Annotated in this window: 13 protein-coding genes; 7 read left to right on the top strand and 6 right to left on the bottom strand. The window is 56.3% G+C overall.

Annotated features, from left to right (window positions below):
- Nucleotides 1-103: 103 nt before the first annotated feature.
- From NY023_RS03350 to NY023_RS03340, 3 genes are all read left to right on the top strand, one after another.
- The gene (locus NY023_RS03350) at nucleotides 104-787 is read left to right on the top strand and encodes a hypothetical protein (protein WP_013970793.1); all 684 of its coding nucleotides are present in this window, start codon (nucleotides 104-106) and stop codon (nucleotides 785-787) included.
- A gap of 12 nt (nucleotides 788-799) precedes the next feature.
- Nucleotides 800-2,074 (top strand): MFS transporter, encoded by a 1,275-nt coding sequence (locus tag NY023_RS03345; protein ID WP_013970792.1) that lies wholly within the window; start codon nucleotides 800-802, stop codon nucleotides 2,072-2,074.
- A 76-nt stretch (nucleotides 2,075-2,150) separates the two neighbouring features.
- Nucleotides 2,151-3,404 (top strand): arsenic transporter, encoded by a 1,254-nt coding sequence (locus NY023_RS03340; RefSeq protein ID WP_013970791.1) that lies wholly within the window; start codon nucleotides 2,151-2,153, stop codon nucleotides 3,402-3,404.
- A 185-nt stretch (nucleotides 3,405-3,589) separates the two neighbouring features.
- On the opposite strand, the gene NY023_RS03335 is transcribed toward NY023_RS03340, so the two are convergent.
- Nucleotides 3,590-4,480 carry a LysR substrate-binding domain-containing protein gene (locus NY023_RS03335; protein WP_013970790.1) on the bottom strand — a complete coding sequence of 297 codons (891 nt, stop codon included), beginning with the start codon at nucleotides 4,478-4,480 and terminating at the stop codon, nucleotides 3,590-3,592.
- A gap of 109 nt (nucleotides 4,481-4,589) precedes the next feature.
- On the opposite strand from NY023_RS03335, the gene NY023_RS03330 reads away from it, so the two are divergent.
- Nucleotides 4,590-6,128, top strand: a complete 1,539-nt coding sequence (locus NY023_RS03330) for an MFS transporter (RefSeq protein WP_013970789.1) — start codon at nucleotides 4,590-4,592, stop codon at nucleotides 6,126-6,128.
- Nucleotides 6,129-6,786: 658 nt separating this feature from the next.
- Here the strand turns inward: NY023_RS03330 and NY023_RS03325 are convergent.
- The 4 genes from NY023_RS03325 to NY023_RS03310 form a co-directional block, all read right to left on the bottom strand.
- Nucleotides 6,787-7,014 carry a hypothetical protein gene (locus tag NY023_RS03325; protein ID WP_044047208.1) on the bottom strand — a complete coding sequence of 76 codons (228 nt, stop codon included), beginning with the start codon at nucleotides 7,012-7,014 and terminating at the stop codon, nucleotides 6,787-6,789.
- 569 nt (nucleotides 7,015-7,583) lie between these two features.
- Nucleotides 7,584-8,734, bottom strand: a protein-coding gene (locus NY023_RS03320; RefSeq protein WP_085982912.1) for an IS3 family transposase whose coding sequence is annotated in 2 segments (ribosomal slippage) — nucleotides 7,584-8,491 and nucleotides 8,491-8,734 — 1,152 coding nt in all. Because the reading frame shifts where the segments join, the coding sequence is not laid out codon by codon here.
- A gap of 125 nt (nucleotides 8,735-8,859) precedes the next feature.
- A complete protein-coding gene (locus tag NY023_RS03315; protein WP_080563731.1) occupies nucleotides 8,860-9,303 on the bottom strand; it encodes a GFA family protein in 444 nt (147 codons plus the stop codon).
- A gap of 528 nt (nucleotides 9,304-9,831) precedes the next feature.
- Complete coding sequence (locus tag NY023_RS03310) at nucleotides 9,832-10,644, bottom strand: DUF2971 domain-containing protein (protein ID WP_049798427.1); 813 nt, start codon at nucleotides 10,642-10,644, stop codon at nucleotides 9,832-9,834.
- Between the two features lie 726 nt (nucleotides 10,645-11,370).
- Between NY023_RS03310 and NY023_RS03305 the strand changes: the two genes are divergently transcribed.
- Nucleotides 11,371-17,874: an NACHT domain-containing protein gene (locus NY023_RS03305; RefSeq protein ID WP_238531257.1), complete on the top strand. Its 6,504-nt coding sequence runs from the start codon at nucleotides 11,371-11,373 to the stop codon at nucleotides 17,872-17,874.
- Nucleotides 17,875-17,978: 104 nt separating this feature from the next.
- Here the strand turns inward: NY023_RS03305 and NY023_RS03300 are convergent, their stop codons facing one another.
- Nucleotides 17,979-18,857: a hypothetical protein gene (locus NY023_RS03300; protein ID WP_013970781.1), complete on the bottom strand. Its 879-nt coding sequence runs from the start codon at nucleotides 18,855-18,857 to the stop codon at nucleotides 17,979-17,981.
- A 343-nt stretch (nucleotides 18,858-19,200) separates the two neighbouring features.
- Here NY023_RS03300 and istA point away from each other — a divergent pair, with 343 nt between their 5' ends.
- Nucleotides 19,201-20,700, top strand: coding sequence for an IS21 family transposase (gene istA / locus NY023_RS03295; protein WP_169725187.1), 1,500 nt, complete (start codon nucleotides 19,201-19,203; stop codon nucleotides 20,698-20,700).
- Nucleotides 20,693-21,493, top strand: a complete 801-nt coding sequence (gene istB, locus NY023_RS03290) for an IS21-like element helper ATPase IstB (RefSeq protein WP_013973887.1) — start codon at nucleotides 20,693-20,695, stop codon at nucleotides 21,491-21,493. Before istA ends, istB begins: the two co-directional genes overlap by 8 nt.
- Nucleotides 21,494-21,599 lie beyond the last annotated feature (106 nt).

Below are 21,599 nucleotides of genomic sequence, written 5' to 3'. Positions count from 1 at the left end.
CATCACTCCTATCAATCATAACTGTTTGATTTAATTAATATTTTTATCTGGCATGGTGCTTGCGCTACAGGTTGGGTGTTCCCAACCCAAAAGAGCTTCTCCAATGTCCAGGTATTTCATCGCCACATCTCTTGCACTGGCAATTGGCCTGGGTAGCCTCAGCGCGCATGCCATGCCGCCCGCCGCCGCCCATCTGCCTCCAACACCGCATCAGGGTGTGGAAACACCTGGCCTGGTGAGCCAGTACGTGGTGGAAGGCCAGGTGCAACGGATGCTCATCAATCCCTATGGTGAGGTCGACGGGCTGCGCCTGAGCGACGGGACCATTGCAAAGTTTCCACCGCACATGGCCGATGCGCTCACAGCCACGGTCAAAGTGGGGGACGCCGTCCGCATCATCGGGCGGGCGGAAACGCGAGGCACGGTCAAAGCCGACGCCATCATCCACGCCGACAGCGGGCGCACTGTGTACGACCAGCCGCCACCGGTCGGCGAAGGCCGAGCCCTGCCGCCACACCTGCGCGCCCAGCGCCTGCAGCCCCAACAGGTGGAAGGCCAGGTGGAGACCGTGCTGACTGGCCCACGGGGCGAGGCCAACGGCGTCATCCTGAGCGATGGCAGCATCGTACGTTTCCCGTCAGAGAGCCTGCGTATTTCCGTGCAGACGGGCGCACCGTTCGCAGCATCCGGGCTGGGCACGCGCAATGCATTTGGCACCGCTTTGGAAGCGGTCAGCATGGGCACCACGTTATCCACCCTGCAGCCGCTCTATGACCGCGCGCCATAGGGGAATGCCGCTATGCACCCGGCAACACCTTTCATAACCCCGGCGCATGCCAGCTCACGGCGCTGGCTGTCCGGCCTCAACTTCTTCCTGGCCGATGTCAGTGACGGCCTGGGCCCCTTCCTCGGTGTGTTTCTGGCCAGCCATGGCTGGCGAGCCGATGACATTGGCTACGTGATGGCCGCCGGCGGCATCGCAGGCATGTTGGCGACCACGCCGATGGGCGCATGGATCGACGCCTCGCGCCACAAGCGACTGCTTCTGGCAAGCGGCGCCATTGCACTCATTCTCGCCACGGCAGCGCTATGGACGGCGCCAACGTTCGGCGTCGCCGTCGCCTCTCAAGTGGTGACGGGTGTTGTGGGTGCGTTGATGGGCGCCGGCATCATGGGTATCACCTTGGGCATCGTTGATCAGAAAGACTTGTCTCGGCAGCTCGGCATCAACGAAGCCTGGAACCATGCCGGCAACGTGGTAGCGGCTGCCTTGGCCGGGCTGGCAGGCTACCGCTGGGGGCTGTCAGCCGTATTCGTCCTGATAGCCCTGATGGCGTGCGCGGCTCTTGCCTGCTTGCGCAAGATCGATCCACATGACATCGATCATGAGCGTGCCCGCGGTGGTGACCTCACTGGCAACCAGCCTGCGCAAGGTAGCAGCCCCTCGCCTTCCATGGTGCGGGTTTTGACGCACTCGCGCGAACTGGGCCTGCTCGCGATCACCATGCTGCTGTTCCACCTTGGCAATGCCGCGATGCTGCCCTTGCTGGCACAGTCGGTTGTCACGCGTGGGCTGGCCGACCCCAGCGTGTTCACGGCATCCACCGTCATCGTGGCGCAGCTGGTCATGATTCCCGTGGCGCTTTGGGCCGGGCGGCATGCCTCTCGGCACGGGTATCGGGCACTGATCCTTGCCGCCCTCCTGGCCTTGCCCTTGCGCGGGCTGATCGCCGGTTGCTGGGAGTCCCCGTGGGCCCTGATTCCGGTACAGGCCCTTGATGGAATCGGGGCAGGCCTGCTGGGTGTCGCCTTGCCTGGGCTTGTCGCTTCCATCCTGCGCGGCACTGGGCACATCAATGCCGGGCTTGGTGCAGTGATGACGATACAGGGAATAGGCGCGGCCATGAGCCACGCACTCGCCGGCTGGATCGCGCAACATTTCGGCTATGGCACAGCCTTTGTCGTTCTGGGTATCGTGGCTGCAATCGGGCTACTCACCTATCAGACAGGCCTTAGGAAGGGACACCCAAGCCGACAATTGCCAGCTCAGCCAAATAACGTTGACACGATATAGCGTGCTGCACGCCATCCACCAAAGGCTGGCACCCGGCCAAGCCGCGCCAACTCATTCATTCACCTGAGTAAACTGCATGCCTGTATTTGATCCATCCTCGCTCATCTGGGCCGTCGCCGCCGTTGCGACCGGTGGGGTAATCCTGCGCCCCTGGCGGGTGCCGGAATATGTCTGGGCAGTCGGCGCCGCTGTATTGCTGACCGCGTTTGGCCTGGTGCCACTACCCACGGCCCTCGGCGCTGTCGCCGAGGGTGGCGATGTTTACCTGTTTCTGATCGGTATGATGGTGCTGGCCGAACTGGCACGCCAGGAAGGGCTGTTCGACTGGCTGGCCATGTACGCGGTGCAGCATGCCCGGGGCTCCGGCCAGCGCCTGTTCGACCTGGTATTCCTGGTGGGGGTACTGGTAACGGTGTTCCTCTCCAACGATGCCACGGCGGTGGTGCTGACCCCAGCAGTGTATGCCGCATGCAGGGCGGCCAAGGCCGAGCCGCTGCCCTATCTGTTCATCTGTGCCTTCATCGCCAATGCCGCCAGTTTTGTGCTGCCCATTTCCAACCCGGCCAACCTGGTAGTGTTCGGCAGCCAGATGCCGCCGTTGCTGGATTGGCTGCGGCAGTTCACCTTGCCGTCGCTTGCGGCCATCGGCCTGACCTACCTGGTGCTGCGGCTGGCCCAACGCAAACAGATACGCCAGCCCCTGGCAACGACTATCGACATGCAACCGCTGTCCAGCGGTGCACGCTTGTGCGCGCTGGGTATCGTGCTGACAGGCGCCCTGTTGCTGCTGACCTCCGCCCTGGACCGACAGCTCGGCTTACCCACCTTATGCGCCGGCATCGCCACGGCCGGGCTGATCCACCTGCGCCAACGGCGCAACCCGATGCCGGTGCTCAAAGGCGTGGCATGGGGCGTACTGCCGTTGGTCGCGGGCCTGTTCGTGCTGGTGGAAGCGGTGGCACAGACGGGTGTGATCGAGCACCTGGCCCATGGCTTGGCCGCGCTGGCGCGCAGCTCCGAGACCCAGGCGAGCTGGGGCGCCGGTGTGGTCGCGGCTATCGCCGGCAACCTGATGAACAATCTGCCGACCGGCCTGATCGCAGGCTCCGTTGGCCATATTGTCGATTTACCCGCGAGAACCACTGCGGCGCTGCTGATTGGCGTCGACCTCGGGCCGAACCTGTCGATTACCGGCTCCCTGGCCACTTTGCTCTGGCTGGTTGCCGTTCGCCGTGAAGGCGAACACGTCGGTGCCTTGGAGTTCCTGCGCCTGGGGGCGCTGGTAATGCCGCCTGCCTTGATCGGGGCGTTGGGGTTGCTTCATTTGTGAAGCGCTCGCAAGCGGTCCGCGTACCGTGTGGGAGCGGGCGTGCCCGCGAAGAATCCAACGCGATGCCTGGCACCAGCTGCGCCGGTGTTCGCGGCGGTTCGACGCCTCGACACGCCCGCTCCCACTAGGTCACTGCCAACTCAATGAGTTATGTGTTGTGGAGATCGTGGGAGGCGCCGGGCAATTTACGCCTTGAACAAACGCTCGGCGATGAAGTCGACGAACACTCGGATCTTCGGCGACAGGTGCCGGCTCGATTGCCACAGCGCCCAGAACTGGCCCTGGTCGGAGGTATGCGCATCAAGCAGGCTTTCCAGTGCGCCAGTCCTGACCGATTCACGTACCAGAAAGTCCGGCATGTAGGCGATACCATGGCCGTCCACCGCAGCCATCAGCATTGCCTCCATGTTGTTCAGCGTCAGCACCGTGGGTAAGCGCAACTGGGTAATCTCGGGATCGGCGCCGAGGCTCCAGTCCATGATCTTGCCGGTCGTGACGAAGCGATAGCGCAGGCAGTCGTGTCGCTCCAGGTCGGCTAGCGTCTGGGGCCGCCCCTTGCGTGCCAGGTAGGTAGGCGCTGCGCACAGGACAAAGCGGAACGGCCCGAGCTTGCGCGACATCAATTTTGAATCGGCTAGCCCACCACTGCGGATCACCACATCGAAGCCATCGTCGATCAAGTCGACCAGGTGGTCGTTGAAGTCCATTTCCAGTTCGATTTCAGGGTATGCCTTGCGAAAAGCCGGCATCAACGGCAGCAGAAAACGGTAGCCGATGGTCGGGAGGCTGACCCGCAAGCGACCACGCGGGGCCTGTATCGCATGGGACAGCATGGCCTCCGCATCCTGGAGGTCGTCGAGGATGCGCCGGCAGCGCTCATAGAACAGCTGGCCTTCCGCCGTCAGGCTGACCTTGCGCGTACTGCGCTGGAACAGCCGCACCTTCAACGAACTCTCCAGGCGGGCAACGTTCTTGCCGACCGCCGATGCGGAAATACCCATCGCCCGCGCCGCGCCGACAAAGCTCAACGACTCGGTGGTTTTCACGAAGGCGAGGATGCCGTTCAGGCTTTCCATGGCATTACTTCCTTTTTGTCCATTATGAGTGGAGTTACAGCCTGTTTATCCAGCATTGCGGCCACTATAGATTTAACGCACACGGTGCTACAACAGGAGGGATAGCGCAATGGATCAGGCTACTGATCACACCCCGCACGCGGGCCGTTACCATGTTCTGGCAGCCATCTGCCTGGCCGCCCTGGTGCTGCCGCTGAGTTTCACCGGTGGCGCCGTGGCCACGCCGGCCATCGGCAAGGCCTTCGATGCCGAGCCGTCCTCGCTTACCTGGATCACCAACGCCTTCATGCTCAGTTTCGGCAGCCTGCTGATGGCAGCCGGAACCCTGTCGGACATTTACGGGCGAAAGCGCCTGTTCACGCTGGGCCTGGCCCTGTTCGTCATCGTCAGCATCCTGCTGGCGAGCGTCTACAGCATCGTCTGGCTTGATGCCCTGCGGGCGGTACAAGGCGTTGCCGCCGCCGCTGCCCTGGCCAGTGGCTCCGCCGCCTTGGCCCAAGAGTTCGAGGACCAGGCCCGCACGCGCGCGTTCAGCCTGCTTGGCACCACGTTCGGGCTGGGCCTGGCGTTCGGGCCGATGGTCAGCGGCCTGCTGATCGAACAGTTCGGCTGGCGCTCGATCTTCGTCAGCACCGCGGCCCTTGCTGCGATCTCGCTGCTGGCAGCGTTGTCACGGATGCGCGAAAGCTTCAACCCCAAAGCGCCCAAGCTGGACCTGCCCGGTGTGCTTGCTTTCTCGAGCATGCTCGCACTGTTTACCACTGCGATCATCCTGGGGCCGCAGGCCGGCTGGCGCTCCCCGCTGATCCTGGGCCTGTTCGGCGGCGCGGCACTGAGCTTGCTGGCGTTCGTGACCCTCGAGCTGCGCGCCAGGCAGCCGATGCTCGAGCTGAGCCTGCTGAAATACCCGCGCTTTGTCGGGGTGCAGATTCTGCCGATCGGTACCTGTTATTGCTACATCGTGCTGATCGTACTGCTTCCGTTTCGCTTGATCGGCGTAGAAGGAATCGCCCCGATGCACAGCGGCCTGATCATGCTGGCACTGTCGGCGCCGATGCTGGTGGTCCCGCTGCTGGCCGCCTGGTTGACCCGCTGGGTAAGTGCTGGCGTGCTGTCGGCTGCAGGCTTCCTGGTGGCGGCCGCGGGGTTGTACCTGTTGGCCCATGCCGCTATTGGCGATTACCAGCAACTGGTGCTGGCAATGCTGGTGATTGGTATCGGCACCGGTTTCCCTTGGGGCCTGATGGACGGGCTGGCGGTTAGCGTGATTCCCAAAGAGCAAGCAGGCATGGCCGCCGGCATCTTCAACACCACCCGGGTAGCGGGCGAAGGTGTCGCCCTGGCGATCACCATCGCCCTGCTCACCGCGTTGGTAGGTAACAGTCTTGGGCGCGTACTGCCTGCCGGCGATTACAGCGAACTGGCGCAGCGCCTGGTGATGGGCGACCTGGGCCAGGTTCAGGGCGTCGATCCGTTGCTGCTGCAGGCTGCGTATCTGGATGGCTTCGGCACCTTGGTGCTGGTGCTGATCGGGTTCACCGTGTTGTCGGCTGGAGCGGCGTTCTTCTTGCTTGGTCAAGACGAGCAGGCAAGGCATGCCAAAGCGCCTCACAGCAGCCTGCCAGCCTCCGATTCGGTGCGGGGCTGACGACGGCATGGCGATTACACGCAACAATGGGATCTTGCCTAACGCTCAGGGGCCTGGCTGCTTCGCTCCATCACCTTCCCACACTGCTCACTGGCCAGACGGCTGATGATCCGGGTCACCTGATGGATACCGGCCGTGTTGCGAAAGCTCAGGCGCGGGTTGTGTTCGCATTCCAGCATTTCGTCGTGCTGGAGGGACTAGCGCGGTCCCTGTAGGAGCTGGCTTGCCTGCGAAGGGCTGCGCAGCAGCCCCATAACCCTACCCGACAGGAATACACCACCAGGAGGCCTTTAGCAGAGGGCCAGCCGCAAGCGTGATATCCGGCCCGCCGCTCATCAATGATCCTGCCTAACTAACAGGGTCCTGCCCGTTTCGCTCCATCACCTTCCCACACTGCTCACTGGCCAAACGGCTGATGATCCGGATCGCCTGGTGGATACCGGCAGTGTTACGAAAACTCAGGCGCGGGTTGTGTTCGCACTCCAGCATTTCGCCGTGCTGGAGGGACTAGCGCGGTCCCTGTAGGAGCTGGCTTGCCTGCGAAGGGCTGCGCAGCAGTCCCATAACCCTACCCGACAGGAATACACCACCAGAAGGCCATTAGCAGAGGGCCAGCCGCAAGCGTGATATCCGGCCCGCCGCTCATCAATGATCCTGCCTAACTAAGAGGGTCCTGCCCGTTTCGCTCCATCACCTTCCCACACTGCTCACTGGCCAAACGGCTGATGATCCGGATCGCCTGGTGGATACCGGCAGTGTTGCGAAAGCTCAGGTGGGGGTTGTGTTCGCACTCCAGCATTTCGTCGTGCTGGACCAGGGCTTCGCCTAGCAATTCTAGGGTCCAAGCGTAGCTTTGGATGGTGGATAGGCGTTCTTGGTCAGTCATGACGTGCCTCCCTTGTTGCAGAGACAGAGCGAGATTGACTGGAGGTGAGATCGTCGAAGGCCGCCGAGGTACGACGGTGGAGAACGGATACGCGGATCTTTAGCGGATTTTCGGTGGTCATGCATGAGTTCCTTTCGTGATGGAACTGCCACCGCTCGCGGCCAAGCAAGTTAAGGTGGCAGCAGTACGCGGGTTGGCCGACCGGGACGAAAGGAGCCCGGCACACCCGAAGGTGTCCCGCGCACCACCGCCATAACGCGACATCGCGGGCACAAAAAAAGCGCCTGCGATGAAGACTGGGCGCTGATGCGCCTTTCGATTCCGACCGGCCAAGGTCGCATCACCGATGCTTCGGTGACGGGAGGACTTTATTCCCGAGAGACCGTATTCGCAAGTTTCTGAGAGTAGGAAAGGACTATGCGTTTCGTAGGAAGATGGCCATCAGAGATCTTTAGCAGAGGGCCAGCCGCAAGATGATGTCTGGCCCACCGTTCATGCATTTGCGAGTTAGGTTAGCGTTGATGCCATGGCTAACGGCGACACTGGAAACGTGAATCGCCCCTGGTTTCCTAGACACTCTCCAAGCTCAGGAAATAGCGTTTCTCATACTCTACTGGAGACAGCTGCATAGCACTGCTGTGTCGACGTTTTGGGTTATAGAACATCTCGATGTAATCGAAAATATCACTCCGGGCTTCGTCACGTGTCGCGTAGGTCTTTCGTCGAACCCGTTCCCGCTTCAAAAGCTGGAAAAAGCTCTCGGCTACGGCATTGTCGTGGCAGTTTCCCCGTCGGCTCATGCTGCTGACCACATTGTTGGCCTTAAGGAAGCTTTGCCAATCTGAGCTACTGAACTGACTGCCTTGGTCTGAGTGAATCATCACTTGCTGCTGTGGCTTGCGTCGCCAAACGGCCATCAGCATCGCGTCGATAGCAAGGTCGCTGCACATCCTTGGCTTCATTGACCAACCAATTACTTGGCGTGAGAAGAGATCCAGCACTACCGCCAGATAAAGCCATCCTTCATAGGTGCGGATGTAAGTGATATCTGTCACCCAGACCTTGTTCGGCTCGCTGACCTTGAACTGCCGGGCAAGGTGGTTGGGCGAGGCCACGGTTGGTTTTCCGCCATAAAACCCAGGACGACGGCGATAACCCGTTTGCGAACGCAACCCCTCTGCTTGCATCAAACGACCGACTCGATTTCGCCCGCATGTCTCTCCCAGCTCACGCAGGTCACCATGAATTTTGCGATAGCCGTACACACCTCCGCTTTCGAGCCAAGCATGTTTGATCAAACCAAGCAGACGATGATCTTCTTTTGCTCGGGCAGATTGAGGCTCCGCCAACCAAGCGTAGTAGCCGCTGGGATGCACCTTGAGGGTTTGGCAAAGGCGCCGCACCGGGTAATCCGTCGAGTGCTTCTTGATGAAGGCGTACTTCAGCCGCACTCCTTGGCAAAGTACGCGGCGGCCTTCTTTAAGATGTCTCGCTCTTCCGTCACGCGCTTGAGTTCAGCGCGCAGCTTGCGCAGTTCGGCCTGCTGATCATTGTCTTGCTGACGCTGCTCTTGGGGCTTGCTGTAGACCTTGATCCAGGCGTAAAGGCTGTGCACGGACATGCCCAGGCGCTGGGCAACCTCAGCGACAGGCTTGCCTTTCTCGGTCACTTGCTTGACCGCTTCGATCTTGAATTCTTCAGGGTAACGCTGACGACTCATGGCACCTCCTATTTGGGCCTCATTATGAGGCTTGGAGGTGTCTACGAAACCAGGGGCGATTCAACGGGTCTTGGGCTGTATGGTATCCATCCAGCTCTCGGCACGATGCCCACGTAGAGTCGGAATCAATCATGGCTGCTTTCATATCGTAGCCATCCAGCAGTCAATGAGCCTCCACCTACGCGGTCTTTTGGATGAGTCCGCCCTTCACTGACAGGGACTTCCGGGAAGTCAAATGGGCTCATGCCTTCGATACAGGCAACGTTGACCCCATATTGATCCGGTGAGGAGCGGCGCTGGTGGAAGGTGTAGATTCCGCATTTCGAGCAGAAGTAGTGCTTTGCAACACGTGTGTTGAACTGATACAGGGTGAGCGCATCCTGCCCTTGGGTCACAGTGATATCGCCCAGGTTGGCTGATACCGCCACTGCACCCCGCATACGGCAGAGCGAGCAGTTGCACCGGCGCGCTGTACGCACACCATCGGTTAAGCGAAGTGAAAAACGCACCGTTCCACAATGGCAGGCTGCCTGGTAAACAGGGCGATCATCGTGTTTTTCGTCAGTCATAGCGTTTCTCTTGTCGTGTCAGAGGAAACAAAGTAGTTGGTCTGCGGGTTGTGTGGTGAGCGGGCGGGATCAGCCGCTAGAGGTCTGATGGAAAGCTCGGCCATCTGAAAATATCTGTAAACCGATTAAAGCACCATCTTAAAAAATCTCGCCAAACACCCCGAAAACACGGGGCGAAAGCCAAATACCGGCCACTCATTATCTTGAAATCCCCGTACAACCGGAAGTGAAACACCGCTGACTACTCACTCGGCCGAGAAGCTGGGCTGAAGGTGGCCTGATCGGCCGCAGAAAACTGAACAAAAAAAACTGTCCGCACAAGGCAGGCATTTTGGGAGTGGCTGAACGCAGGAAAACCTGCATCAAACCATCAAATTCTGGTGCGGAGACAGGAATCGAATGACACCCATATCACCCAATGGTTACGGCGATCAGCTGATTAGTTATCTCAGCCGTATCCCTAAATGTATCCCTATTCACAAATCCACCCCCTTCGATGAGCAATCGCCATAGGCACGTCGCCCCCCATCAACGGATCTTGATCGTGCTTCGCAATATGCGACCTCCAGGTGCGTGGGCGGCAAGCATGGCCTCTACCCGCCACGCCTGCTCTTCGCTGATTTTGGGCCCAAGCACTACCTCGATCTCGGCTAGACACGAAGGATCTAACGGCAGGTCTACCCATTTTTCCCTGACCGGATACTGCTTAAGGTCGTAAAAAGGATGCGAGAGGGGATCGGGCTCCTTCAGCTGGACTTCGAAAGGTGCTGCGATGACTTTGAATCGCCATTCCTCCTCGTAGGACCAGTGGGTGTTCTTCACCATACCCAAATCGTGTAATTGAACAGACCAGGTTCCACGGTCGGCCAACAGGCAGGATCCGTTTCTGTACGGAAGTTCATCCGTGTAATAGATCTTGTTAGGACCGAAGACCATCGAAGAGGAAGAGTGCCAAGAGTCACCTTCTCGTGTCAGCGAGACCCGTCCATCAAAAGTCTGCATGGCCCCACCCTTCTCGTACACAGTGGGCGCACGCCGCCCGCGAAAAGGGTTGATAGGGAGTGCGATCCGAACACCGGCCAGGCCGGTGTACATACTCCACATTGGCAGCGACTCTTTGGCCTGAGCCGTCCAAGAGGATGTGAAAACCAGCGTAGAAGCTAAGGGAAGATCCTCGGCCATCGCCTCCTCGGGATCGTTCACCCCATCGAGGCGGGCGAAGCGGAGTGTCTGATTGGCCAGAATGAGCCCCAAGGTGTCTACGGAGGTGTAGTGATACAACCTCTCGGGCAGTCTTTCGATCCCCATTACCTCATACATAAAGTCGTCGGTGTAGAACATAGCGCCTCGTGAGTTCTGACCTTCAGAGGCGGGAGACTAAAGGGATGCCGGGATAAAGGAAACGTTCCGATGCGAAAGCGTTGGGGCACCTAGGCGGGATCAGTAGTAGAGGAAGAGTCTGAAGGGTTGTTGTTCGTGGGCGTCAGCCCACTGCTGAGGTATGGCTGTACCAATCTTTACAGAAACGGTAAGGGTCGCAAGTCATGACCAGGAAAACACACATTTCACCTGGTTCACCTTGGTCAACCAGTTCACTAAGCTGGCAGATGCTCCGCTAACAAAACGCCGCGGGTTTCCAGCCCCGTGTCTCATAGGTTTGCTCAGGGTCCCCGGCATCATCGAAGCTTAGCCAAAGCCCAACTCTCGCTGAAGGTGGCCCTACATGCTGGGCGTGGGTATTGAGCCAAAGCTATTGAAATGGGTTTCAAGTGTTTCAAGTGTTTCGCCACCGATAACACTATGATTTATAAGAGTTTTTCTGAAAAAAACCGTGAAATAACATGTGTAACAAGAAACTTTTAGGTGTATCGGTGTTGCATGTCCACTGTGTGCGCAAGCAGCCGATACCACTTACCCCGTTTATGGATGGTGATCCGATCAATGCCTTTCTGAATGCAAGGCTAGCGCTGATGGCCCCTTAGCCCTGCGAATAGGCCCCGCCCGTAGAAAATGTCATTATTGGTAAACAAAGCTTATAAATCGCCAGCAGGGAGCTCATCGATCAGAATGGCTAGCACGCGTGAAAAAATGGACAGTGTTCGAGCATCCAGGGATGGTCACGAATTCCACGAGGCGTGGGTCGCTCGTAAATGCCTGGGACTTCTGCTGCCCAGAGACCAGTTCGTTGGTGTTGCGATAGAGGGTTTCTCTCCCATTGATCAAACGGGTGCAGAGGACGCAGGCAACGAAATTGCCGACGCCGTTCTCTATTACGGGAAAGCTGCCTCGTTTGAGCACGCCCAAAAGATCGTCGTGGTGCAGGTTAAGTACTCAAAAGCCTCGGAAGACAAAGCGTTCCGTGCAGCCGATGCGAAAAAAACCATCGAGAAGTTCGCCAAGACCTATAGGTCGCACAAGACCAGGTACGGAACTGCTCAAGCACGCGAAAAACTTCGCTTCGAGTTAGTGACAAACCGTCCAATTCTCGGCGAACTGGACGACGCGATCGCTGGGATTATTGCTGGAATTTCAGCGACAGGCACCGTCAAAGAACAGACAGACCAAATTAAATCGGCTTGCAATCTCAAGGGCAAGGATTTGGTAGAGTTCGTTAGTCGACTGAGCTTTACAGGACTTCGAGGAGATCTACGGGAAAGCAAGCACCGGTTAGCACTGATTCTCGCAGACTGGGGGGTGGCACGTGATCCTCAGGCTAGGGTTCGACTCAACGCTATAAGAGAACTAGCGCGTGATAAAGCGAACCTTGCCAATCAGAGGCGAAATGTGATTTCACGCGCTGATATTCTGACAGCCCTGGAGTTACAAGATGAACATGAACTGCTGCCTTGCCCAGCAAGCTTTCCAGATGTGGGTGCGGTTGTAGAACGCAGCCAGTTATCCGACGTCGTCGAAAAGATTCCGCAACTGACCATTCCACTGGTCATTCATGCAGATGGCGGTATCGGCAAGACAGTCTTCATGAACTCTATTGCGGCTCGACTGACTGAAAGACATCAAGTTGTTCTCTTCGACTGTTATGGAATGGGTCAATACCGCGCTCCTGGTGATGCGCGACATCTCCCGAGAAAAGGTCTGGTTCATATAGTCAACGAATTGGCATGTCGAGGCTACTGCGACCCGCTTCTACCGATCACAGATAATAGCGATGACTTAATACGGGTGTTTCGCCTTCGGATGAAGCAGGCCGCAGAAACGGTTCGCCGCTTCGAACCTGACCGACAACTTGTTCTCCTGCTCGACGCAATCGATAATGCTGGCGAACATGCAAGAGATCGCGGTGAAATTTCTTTCCCTGCACTTCTTCTCGCCAGCCTAACTCACGGCGGTTCGATTTCCGGTGTGCAATTAGTAGTGAGCACACGTACTCATCGACGTGCCATTGCAACAGGCGAAGCGACATGTGAACAGTTTGAATTGAAGGCCTTCACGATTGATGAAACACGTGAGTTCCTGAAAACCCGGATAGAGGATCATAGTGAGGACAACACTCAAGTAGCCCAGTCTCGATCAAGAGGAAACGCTCGCGTGTTGGAACATCTGGTCGCAGATGCTCCCGCGTTATTGGCTTCCTCCGAAAAGCATAACGTAATCCAGTTGGATGAGCTACTTCACAATAGAATCAACTCTGCGCTAATGCAAGCCCGCAAGCAGGGCTATAGTGATATGGATATCACCACATTTTTGACCGGTCTGGCGTTACTTCCGCCACCAGTACCGGTTCGGGAATTTGCCGAAGCCAGCGGGCTTGCAGAGGGAGCAATCGCCAGTTTCGCTGCAGACCTTTCGCCACTTTTGGAGCACACGAAACACGGGCTGATGTTCCGAGATGAACCGACAGAGACCCTCATTCGAGACGAGTATTGTGGAAACAGCGACACTTTAAGCAGTCTCTCGAAAAGACTGCTTGGTATGCAGGCGACTTCGATTTATGCCGCCACCACTTTGCCCGACTTGTTGAAACAACTGGAAGACGGAGAACTGCTATTCAATCTCGCGTTTGACGAGAGAATCCCAACCATTATCACAAGTCCTGTCAGTCGCCAAGCCATTCGACATGCACGCTTACGAGCTGCTGTGGCATACGCTGCTGAGAAGGATGAAACAAACCGCTTGGTTCCACTTCTTGTAGAGTTGTCGACCTTGGCAGCGGTGGATCAGCGTGGCACTGATTACATCCTCGACAACCCTCACCTCACGGTCTACTCCGGCGATGCGGACTCAATACGTCGCCTTTTCGAGCTGCGTACCCATTGGCCTGGTACTCGTCACGCGCGGCTGACTATTGCTTATGGTCTCGGCGGAGACTTGGCTGATGCCTATCACCACGCTCATCGGGTTAAAGAATGGAGAACTCATTGGCTTGAGCAAGACTTCAGCGAACGCCAACTGCAGGGCGACAGAGCCGATCCGACCGCCTTAGATATGGCTGCCATACCTTTCTGCTATCTGATCAAAGGGGAAAGTGAACGCGCGGCAGCAGATCTTAAGATGTGGATGGACTGGTACGCTTTTGAGGTGACGGAGACGTTAGTGCCTTTGTTACGCTTGGGCGCTGATTTGGGAAGCCTGAAAAGCAGCTCGGTCGATGCTTTTGCGAAATCTGATCTGTTGGGCCCAGGACCGCTAACAGCGTTGATTCCCCTTTTTGACGGGAATTCATCTCTACAGAGAGCCCTGATCAGCAAACTTTCAGGCGCGTGCGAGAAAGCCCAACAGGTGAAATTAGGAGAAAAAAACTCCAGCTATAAACAACCGCGAATCATTCTCGGTTTGTTACGAGCGGCTTCAGTAGCCCTTCTTAACGGCATGAAACTCGAGGCCAAGCAGATCTTGGCCGCCACACCAATACCTGTCCCATCACTATACGTCTACACAAGCGAATACTGGTCAGAAGAGATCTATCCATTTCTGGCGAAGGTGGCGCTGCTTAGCGTTTCCGATGGCCTAGAACTTCGGGAGCGCGAAATTCTTCCCGAAGAACTTACGGACCTTATTGTAGATATCCCCCCAAACATCCAGAGAGAAGAGCTCAAAGCGGCGCTAAAGCTTGAACTTGAAAAAAGATCTAGCGAGACGCACCGCAACGATAGCAGTCAGAAGACCTTCTCCGCCGACACGAAGAGTGCCGCACTACGATTCTTAACGCACCAGTTGGAGCATTGGTTAACAATCTCCCGTGCATTCGCTGCCGGTTTCAGTGATCAGCTTGAAATTGGCCGGCGCTTGACCCCTCTACTCGATATTTGGCCGGACCTGCTTCGCTGCAATGACTACCAGTCCGGTGGAAGTGATGCGCAGCGTCATCGCCTCCTGGTGGCTGACCGACTCCTAACGCTAACGTTTGAAGCGGCGTCCACTCTAGAAGTCTCTGAGGTTGTCCACTATCTAGAAGCAGTAAAAGCACGCGGAGTATCTGAAATTTCGAATCTAATTAGAATCGTAAGCGTGCTGGCCGTCAGACCCGAACTACACATACTAGCAGGATCAACAGCAAATAATGTGAGACTGGCCATCGAACAAGAGGATGAGGTTAAACAGCGTGCGGAGCTCTTTGCTGATCTAGCACAAGCTGTATCGCCAGCTAGCAAGCAAGAGGCGGCCGTCTATTTTCACCGCGGGTTGGAGCAGTTAGATGCTGTTGGGTCTGGCGACTATCAGTTCGTAAATGAGCTGATGCAGTTTGCAGCCTCTCTGCATGGAGAGGAGCTTTCTGAGGAAGACTGCCACACGCTATCCAACATCTGCGAACTTAATCTTGGTGATGAGGAAAATAAGTTCAACTGGGGCATGTATGGCATGGCAATGGCAAAAGCCTCAGGACTGAAGGGGCTGGCAAAGCTCTCTCGATGGGAAGACAGAGGTAGGGTCACACTCGACTACACACTTCTCCCATATATTCGGGGCTTGATCCACGCTAGGAAGATACACCCGAATGCTGCGCTTGCAATGCTCAGAACTGCAAGTCCTGCAGAGCTGTGGGTATGCGGCACGGAGCAACTAATTGAGTCCTTGGAGCATCTGCAGCTTAATCAACAGGATGACCTAATACGAGAATTAATCACCCAGTATCATCAAAATAATCCACATGGCTTCAGCCCAGCAGTACCGCGTGCTTTAGCAGGCCTGGCCAAATCCGCCTTAGGCACAGACTCTTATGATTATAAATATCTATCCTCACTGGCTGAAAGCATTGAGGTCTCTACGCGAGAGTACAACAACCTGAATAATTGGCGAGGCGCCCCTGCTTCTGAGGTTATCGATCGACGTCAAAGAGAACAAGCTGACGCAGAAAAGTTACTTGAGTCACTGGTGCTGGCAATCAACCCTACAGACGATCTCTCCCTGTCTGAAGCACTAGAGAAACTTCAGGAGCTGAATAGTTGGGGCAGGCGAATTCAAGAAAACTTCTTCGAGCAGCTGCAGGTCAAAGTCCCTTACGGACACTGGTCAAAGTATGTCACCACAATTGCACGCCAGGAGCAATTAACGCTCCATGAGAAGATTCGCATTCTTAGCGCATGCAAAGAATCTTGGTCACAAGCATCCAACGCTCTTTCCGACGCTCTTTATGATTGTGGCTCTATCATTATCCGGCACTGCGCAGATGAGTTCATATCATTTGGTCACCTAAGTACCTCGGACATCAATGAGCTTTCCACGGTTACAGGCAAGGATCGCCAAAAACTAATACTTGAGCTAATTACAGAGTTTTCTCGCCCCAATTTTGATGTACCGGCATCTGTGTGGTTGAATCTAGGGACCACACTGAATGGTGCAGCCGCAGAGGGAGTTGGACAAACAGCTATTCATCGACTTTTGAATACCGGCGCTGCAAAATTGGCGTCTTCTGTTTTGGACGGCCCCTGGCAACCCTCTCTTTACCCGCCTCAAGATCAATCAGAGGTGGCCGCAGGACTCATTTGGTTCGCACTTGGCGCACCAGAGGCCGAAAGACGATGGATGGCCGCTCACAGCCTAAGGGTTGCGATGCGCCTTGGCCAAACTGATATTTTGGACAAGGTTGTGTCGAAGTTTGACACCACGAATGCAGCTCCTTTTCAGGCTCCCGAACTGCCCTTCTTCCATCTCCATGCAAAGCTCTGGCTTCTGATAGCGTTGGCACGTATAGCTTTAGATCAGCCCGCAGAGGTGAGCAAACACCAAGCTCTGCTGGAACGGATCGCGCTGGACGTGGAAGAGCCTCATGTACTTTTCAAGCACTTCTCCGTACAGGCACTACTCACGTGTAATGATCAGGGCCAACTTAAGCTTGAGCCAGCAAGATTGGATGAGCTTGAACGCGTCAACCACTCGCCCTACCCAATTGAAAAGTCGAGCAAACATCTCGGAGGAACTTTTTACAAAGGGCGTCCAGATGGCGTACCAAAACCACTTAAGCCACTCTACCTCGATCACGACTTTGGCAAGATTGATGTCGCTGGATTAGGTGAAGTATTTGGCCAGCCGCATTGGTATACAGAAGATGCTGTAAACCTATGGGTGAGACATCACGATGCTCAAATCACTCATATGTCAGATCAAGGAGGACGGTCCATATATCGTCGCGGGAGGGCTCGTGGACTTTCTCACGATCAACACAGCTATGGTGAGCAACTATGTTGGCATGCCCTACATGCGGTGGCCGGTGAGTTTCTCGCTAAGCTCCCTGTGATTCAGGGGCCTTATAGGGATGGGGACCCGTGGGAAGAATGGTTGAGTGAGCGAGTGCTTACCCGCACAGACGGGTTCTGGTTAGCCGATGCCACTGATCGACGACCTCTGCCCACCCGCATCAACCTAAGGGAAGTGTCCGGGGGTAAAGTGGTCCTAACAGGAGCAGCGAGTACGCTGCAATCACTACTAGGCATCAATGGCAATCTGGATGAATGGGTAGTGGTAGACGGCGAGTGGAAATCTATCGATGGCATCGACGTCCATATCCGATCAGCTTTTGTTTCGACTGAGGAAAGCGCGCGGGTCGCAGCAGCCCTAGCTAATGAGGAGCCGTTCCATGCCTATATACCTCGATTGGACGAGTATGAGGATACAGAGTCTGACGCCAGCTCGCATTTGCCTCTTATACCTTGGATTGTTGACGCCAGCCATGCTGAAGGGCTCGATGAATATGACACCCTGGGTGCAGCCTCAGCAGCATCGCGTTTAAAACTTGCTAGGCGGGTAAATGATTTCGCACAAATCACCGAAGAAGCTCCATATGGACGCCGGTGGATTGATCCCTCCGGCGCTGTCCTGGTGCAATCTCAAATTTGGAATCAGCGAGCAGACCGTAACGATGATCACCTCTCCAGCGGCACTCAGCTAAGTTGTCGTACGGACCTTATCCAGAGATATCTATCTGCGAATAATGTGAACTTGCTCATCCTAATAGTCCTGCGTCAGTACGAGCCTGGATACGGCAATAGCTCCTCCCGATCGTCGCACACCATAGCTGTGGTGGAGATAAGCGAATCACTTAAAAGTGCCTACTACCCAAGGCAAACTAACGAGTTAGATGATGAGAAACAGCACACTTTGACTCAACACAGCTAGATAAAAATCTTGACGGTGGATGGCGACCAGTTAACAGTTACGATACTTGGCCGCCATTACTGCTCTATGCCGAGTGCTTAACGGACACTTACGTCGACGCCTAATTAAGCTGCTGCGCTAATTTGATCAGAATCGTGGAGCTGGGCATCAATGATCAGTGAAGGGGTATACTTCCAACTCATTTCAGCCAAATCTCGGTCATTCCAGTGAGTAAAGCTCTCAATTTGACTACTCACGTGGAAGCGATGAAATGCCATTCCTTCTCGTCCCATGTAGCGTTTCGCCGCATACAACTTCGCCCCGAGATCAAGAAGCTGTTTTACTGACATATCCCATTGTTCTTCCAGGCGCTCCAGTGCCACCAAGACTGCGCAGCGCTCGGCCCTGATAATTTCTTGATCAGCTTCCTCGATATGCGCGTCGATGGTTTCAATTTCCAGTTCCATTGCAGCAATCATCAAGCCTTGGCGACGCTGATGCTCCAGAGCAAAGCCCAAGGCTTTTGCCGCCTTTTGTGCCTCATCGGCAGCCTTCTTCTCGCCCTCGACGTCGCTCCAGGCAATCGCTTGGGCATAGGCCCGTGCTGCATCCTCCTCAGCCTGGCGAGCATCAGCGATTTGCTTATCCGATTGGCTCCTGGCTTCCGCCAACCGACTGCTCAGCACCTTCCGCTTCCCCTCTAGATCAGCCTTATCAATTGCCCAGTTGCCCATTGTTTCTTTATATCCTGCCATCAGCTCGGAGCTGTTGGCTTTTCGGTCGTACCATGCAATGTCCTGATCAATGACGGTAATTTTGAATTCAATGTTGTCGACTTTGGAATTTGCCTCTCGCAGGCGAATTTGTAGGTCATCGCCGGCTGACGTTTCAGCGCCATCTGGGGCACTCAGTTGCACTTCCCACTGAGCGATTTGCTCTTCGAGTCTTTGGAGCTCTGCTTGGTGTTGGCAGCGTTCAGTGTTCAGTTGTTCAAGGCTTTTCATTCATTTGTCATCCATAAAATTGAGGTATCAATTGAACGGCTGGCGAGACCGGACGCGCCGGTAAACCTCATGTGCAAGGTCTGCTTTTAGACAGCCACAGCCTCAGCCAGCGGGGCCTCAGTGCTCGGCTCACTGAGCACCACATAACAGCGCTGCATTCCCATGCCAGGCAGCCTCACAGTGCAGGACGCCTTTCCGTCCTTACCGCTCTGTAGAACACCCCGCTCTTGTTGCCGCTGACCGAAAACTGACCCAGTTTCGCCCGTTGTGCTGACTGAAAACTGACCCAGGTGTTCCACTGCACCTGCTCAATTTTTGAGCAGGAGAACACAGGGTGATCAGCATGGAAATGATGGGCAAAATTCGGCGGATGTATTTCCGCGACAAGCTGTCGTTGCATGAGATAGCCAAGCGCACCGGACTGTCGCGCAACACCATCCGAAAATGGGTCAGAGCGCCGGAGTCCAAACAGCCGGTTTATCAGCGTCGAGCCGTGTTCAACAAGCTCAGTCCCTTTCACGAGATGTTGGAGCAAGCGCTGCGGGCTGATGCCTTAAGGGCCAAGCAACATCGTCGCAGTGCCAAGGCGCTGCTGGCCATGATCCGCGCTGAAGGCTATGACGGCGGCTACAGCCAGCTCACTGCCTTCGTTCGTCATTGGCGCGGAGAGCAAGGCAAGGCGGTACGGGCATTTGTGCCGTTGGCATTCGCCTTGGGCGAGGCCTTCCAGTTCGATTGGAGCGAGGAAGGCCTGCTGGTTGGCGGTGTTTTCAGGCGCGTCCAGGTCGCGCACATGAAGCTATGTGCCAGCCGAGCTTTCTGGCTAGTGGCCTATCCCAGCCAAGGGCATGAAATGCTGTTCGATGCCCATACCCGCTCATTCGCCGCCTTAGGTGGCGTGCCGCGTCGCGGCATCTACGACAACATGAAAACTGCGGTCGACAAGGTCTCCAAGGGTAAAGGCCGCACGGTCAATGCTCGCTTCATGGTGATGTGCTCGCACTACCTGTTCGACCCGGACTTCTGCAACGTAGCGTCCGGCTGGGAAAAAGGTATCGTCGAAAAGAATGTCCAAGACAGTCGGCGCCGCATCTGGCTGTCCGCCCGCGACAATACTTTCCATAGCTTCGAAGAGTTGAATGCCTGGCTTGCCCAGCGCTGCCGGGCTCTCTGGCATGAGCTGATTCATCCGCAGTACAACGGCCTTACCGTCGCAGAAGTCTTGGAATTGGAGCGCGTCGAAATGATGCCGATGCCGACGCCTTTCGACGGATATGTAGAACGCACGGTTCGCGTTTCCAGCACCTGTCTGATCAACGTGGCTCGCAACCGCTATTCAGTACCCTGTGAGCGTGTTGGCCAGTGGGTCAGCAGTCGGCTCTATCCCTCGCGAATCGTCGTGATTGCCGATGAGGGTGTGATTGCTAGCCATGAGCGCCTGTTTGATCGCGATCAGGTCAGCTACGACTGGCAACACTACATCCCCCTCATTGAACGCAAACCGGGGGCCCTACGCAATGGTGCCCCGTTTGCCGATCTGCCTAAGCCACTACGCCTGCTCAGGCGCGGGCTGCTGCGGAATCTACAGGGTGACCGGGTTATGACCCAGGTCTTGGCCGCCGTGCCCATCGCTGGCCTGGATGCTGTTCTCGTAGCGGTTGAGCTGGTTTTGGAGTCTGGCAGCCTGAGCGCTGACCACATCCTCAACATCGTGGCCCGTCTGACCGCTCGTGAAGCACCACCCTCGGTCGAAACCAACCTGCAACTGAACGTTACCCCTGTTGCCAATACCGCACGCTATGACCGGTTGCGCAGCACGGATGAGGAGGTGCGCAATGCGTGATCTCACAGAGGAACTCAAAGACTTACGCCTGCACGGCATGGCCGATGCCTGGGCAGAGCTGGCCGCACAAGGCGAATCTTCCACTGCGTCATCGAAATGGCTGATCGAGCATCTCCTTGATCAAGAGCACGCCGACCGAGCAGTACGCTCGGTGCATCATCAGATGAGCATGGCGAAACTGCCCATGCACCGTGACCTGGCTGGCTTCGACTTCGGTGTATCCAGCGCCGATGTCCGATTGATCAGGGAACTGTCCACTCTGGCCTTCACCGACACAGCGCAAAATGTGGTGTTCATCGGTGGCCCTGGCACCGGTAAAACGCACCTCGCTACTGCCTTGGCAGTGGCCGGCAACACCCAACATAACAAGCGTGTGCGTTTTCACTCCACAGTCGATCTGGTCAACCTGCTGGAGCGTGAAAAACATGAGGGCAAGACAGGGCGTATCGCCCGAGGACTACTGCGTGCAGATCTGGTAATCCTTGATGAGCTTGGCTACCTACCTTTCAGTCAGAGCGGCGGAGCCCTGCTGTTCCACCTGCTTTCGAAGCTTTACGAGCACACCAGCGTGATCATCACCACCAACCTCAGCTTCGCCGAGTGGTCGAGCGTATTTGGCGACGCCAAGATGACCACGGCCTTGCTCGACCGATTGACACACCACTGCCACATCGTCGAGACGGGGAATGAATCATACCGCCTGCAAAACAGCACCTTGGTGGCCAAGACCAAGATCCAGGCGAGGGAGCGCAGACGGCAGGATGTCGAGGAATCGGAGGACGACCCGTTTTGACCTCTTTGGGCTGGCCTTGCTGAGTGCAGGGTCAGCACTTTCACGACGCTGTCGACTGCTAGGCTTATCCACAATTGCCGGGGTCTAAATCGGCAAGCAGCCCTGG

Source organism: Pseudomonas sp. NBB, assembly GCF_032701105.1.
GTDB classification, from domain to species: domain Bacteria; phylum Pseudomonadota; class Gammaproteobacteria; order Pseudomonadales; family Pseudomonadaceae; genus Aquipseudomonas; species Aquipseudomonas asiatica.
This window is presented reverse-complemented; position numbering and strand designations above follow the sequence as displayed.

Excerpts from the sequence above, each read along its gene's own strand:
- NY023_RS03305 (WP_238531257.1), top strand. The coding sequence starts at position 11,371 with ATGGCTAGCACGCGTGAAAAAATGGACAGTGTTCGAGCATCCAGGGAT.
- NY023_RS03325 (WP_044047208.1), bottom strand. The coding sequence starts at position 7,014 with ATGACTGACCAAGAACGCCTATCCACCATCCAAAGCTACGCTTGGACC.
- NY023_RS03300 (WP_013970781.1), bottom strand. The coding sequence starts at position 18,857 with ATGAAAAGCCTTGAACAACTGAACACTGAACGCTGCCAACACCAAGCA.
- NY023_RS03335 (WP_013970790.1), bottom strand. The coding sequence starts at position 4,480 with ATGGAAAGCCTGAACGGCATCCTCGCCTTCGTGAAAACCACCGAGTCG.
- NY023_RS03330 (WP_013970789.1), top strand. The coding sequence starts at position 4,590 with ATGGATCAGGCTACTGATCACACCCCGCACGCGGGCCGTTACCATGTT.
- istA (WP_169725187.1), top strand. The coding sequence starts at position 19,201 with ATGGAAATGATGGGCAAAATTCGGCGGATGTATTTCCGCGACAAGCTG.
- NY023_RS03340 (WP_013970791.1), top strand. The coding sequence starts at position 2,151 with ATGCCTGTATTTGATCCATCCTCGCTCATCTGGGCCGTCGCCGCCGTT.
- NY023_RS03350 (WP_013970793.1), top strand. The coding sequence starts at position 104 with ATGTCCAGGTATTTCATCGCCACATCTCTTGCACTGGCAATTGGCCTG.
- istB (WP_013973887.1), top strand. The coding sequence starts at position 20,693 with ATGCGTGATCTCACAGAGGAACTCAAAGACTTACGCCTGCACGGCATG.
- NY023_RS03315 (WP_080563731.1), bottom strand. The coding sequence starts at position 9,303 with ATGACTGACGAAAAACACGATGATCGCCCTGTTTACCAGGCAGCCTGC.
- NY023_RS03345 (WP_013970792.1), top strand. The coding sequence starts at position 800 with ATGCACCCGGCAACACCTTTCATAACCCCGGCGCATGCCAGCTCACGG.
- NY023_RS03310 (WP_049798427.1), bottom strand. The coding sequence starts at position 10,644 with ATGTTCTACACCGACGACTTTATGTATGAGGTAATGGGGATCGAAAGA.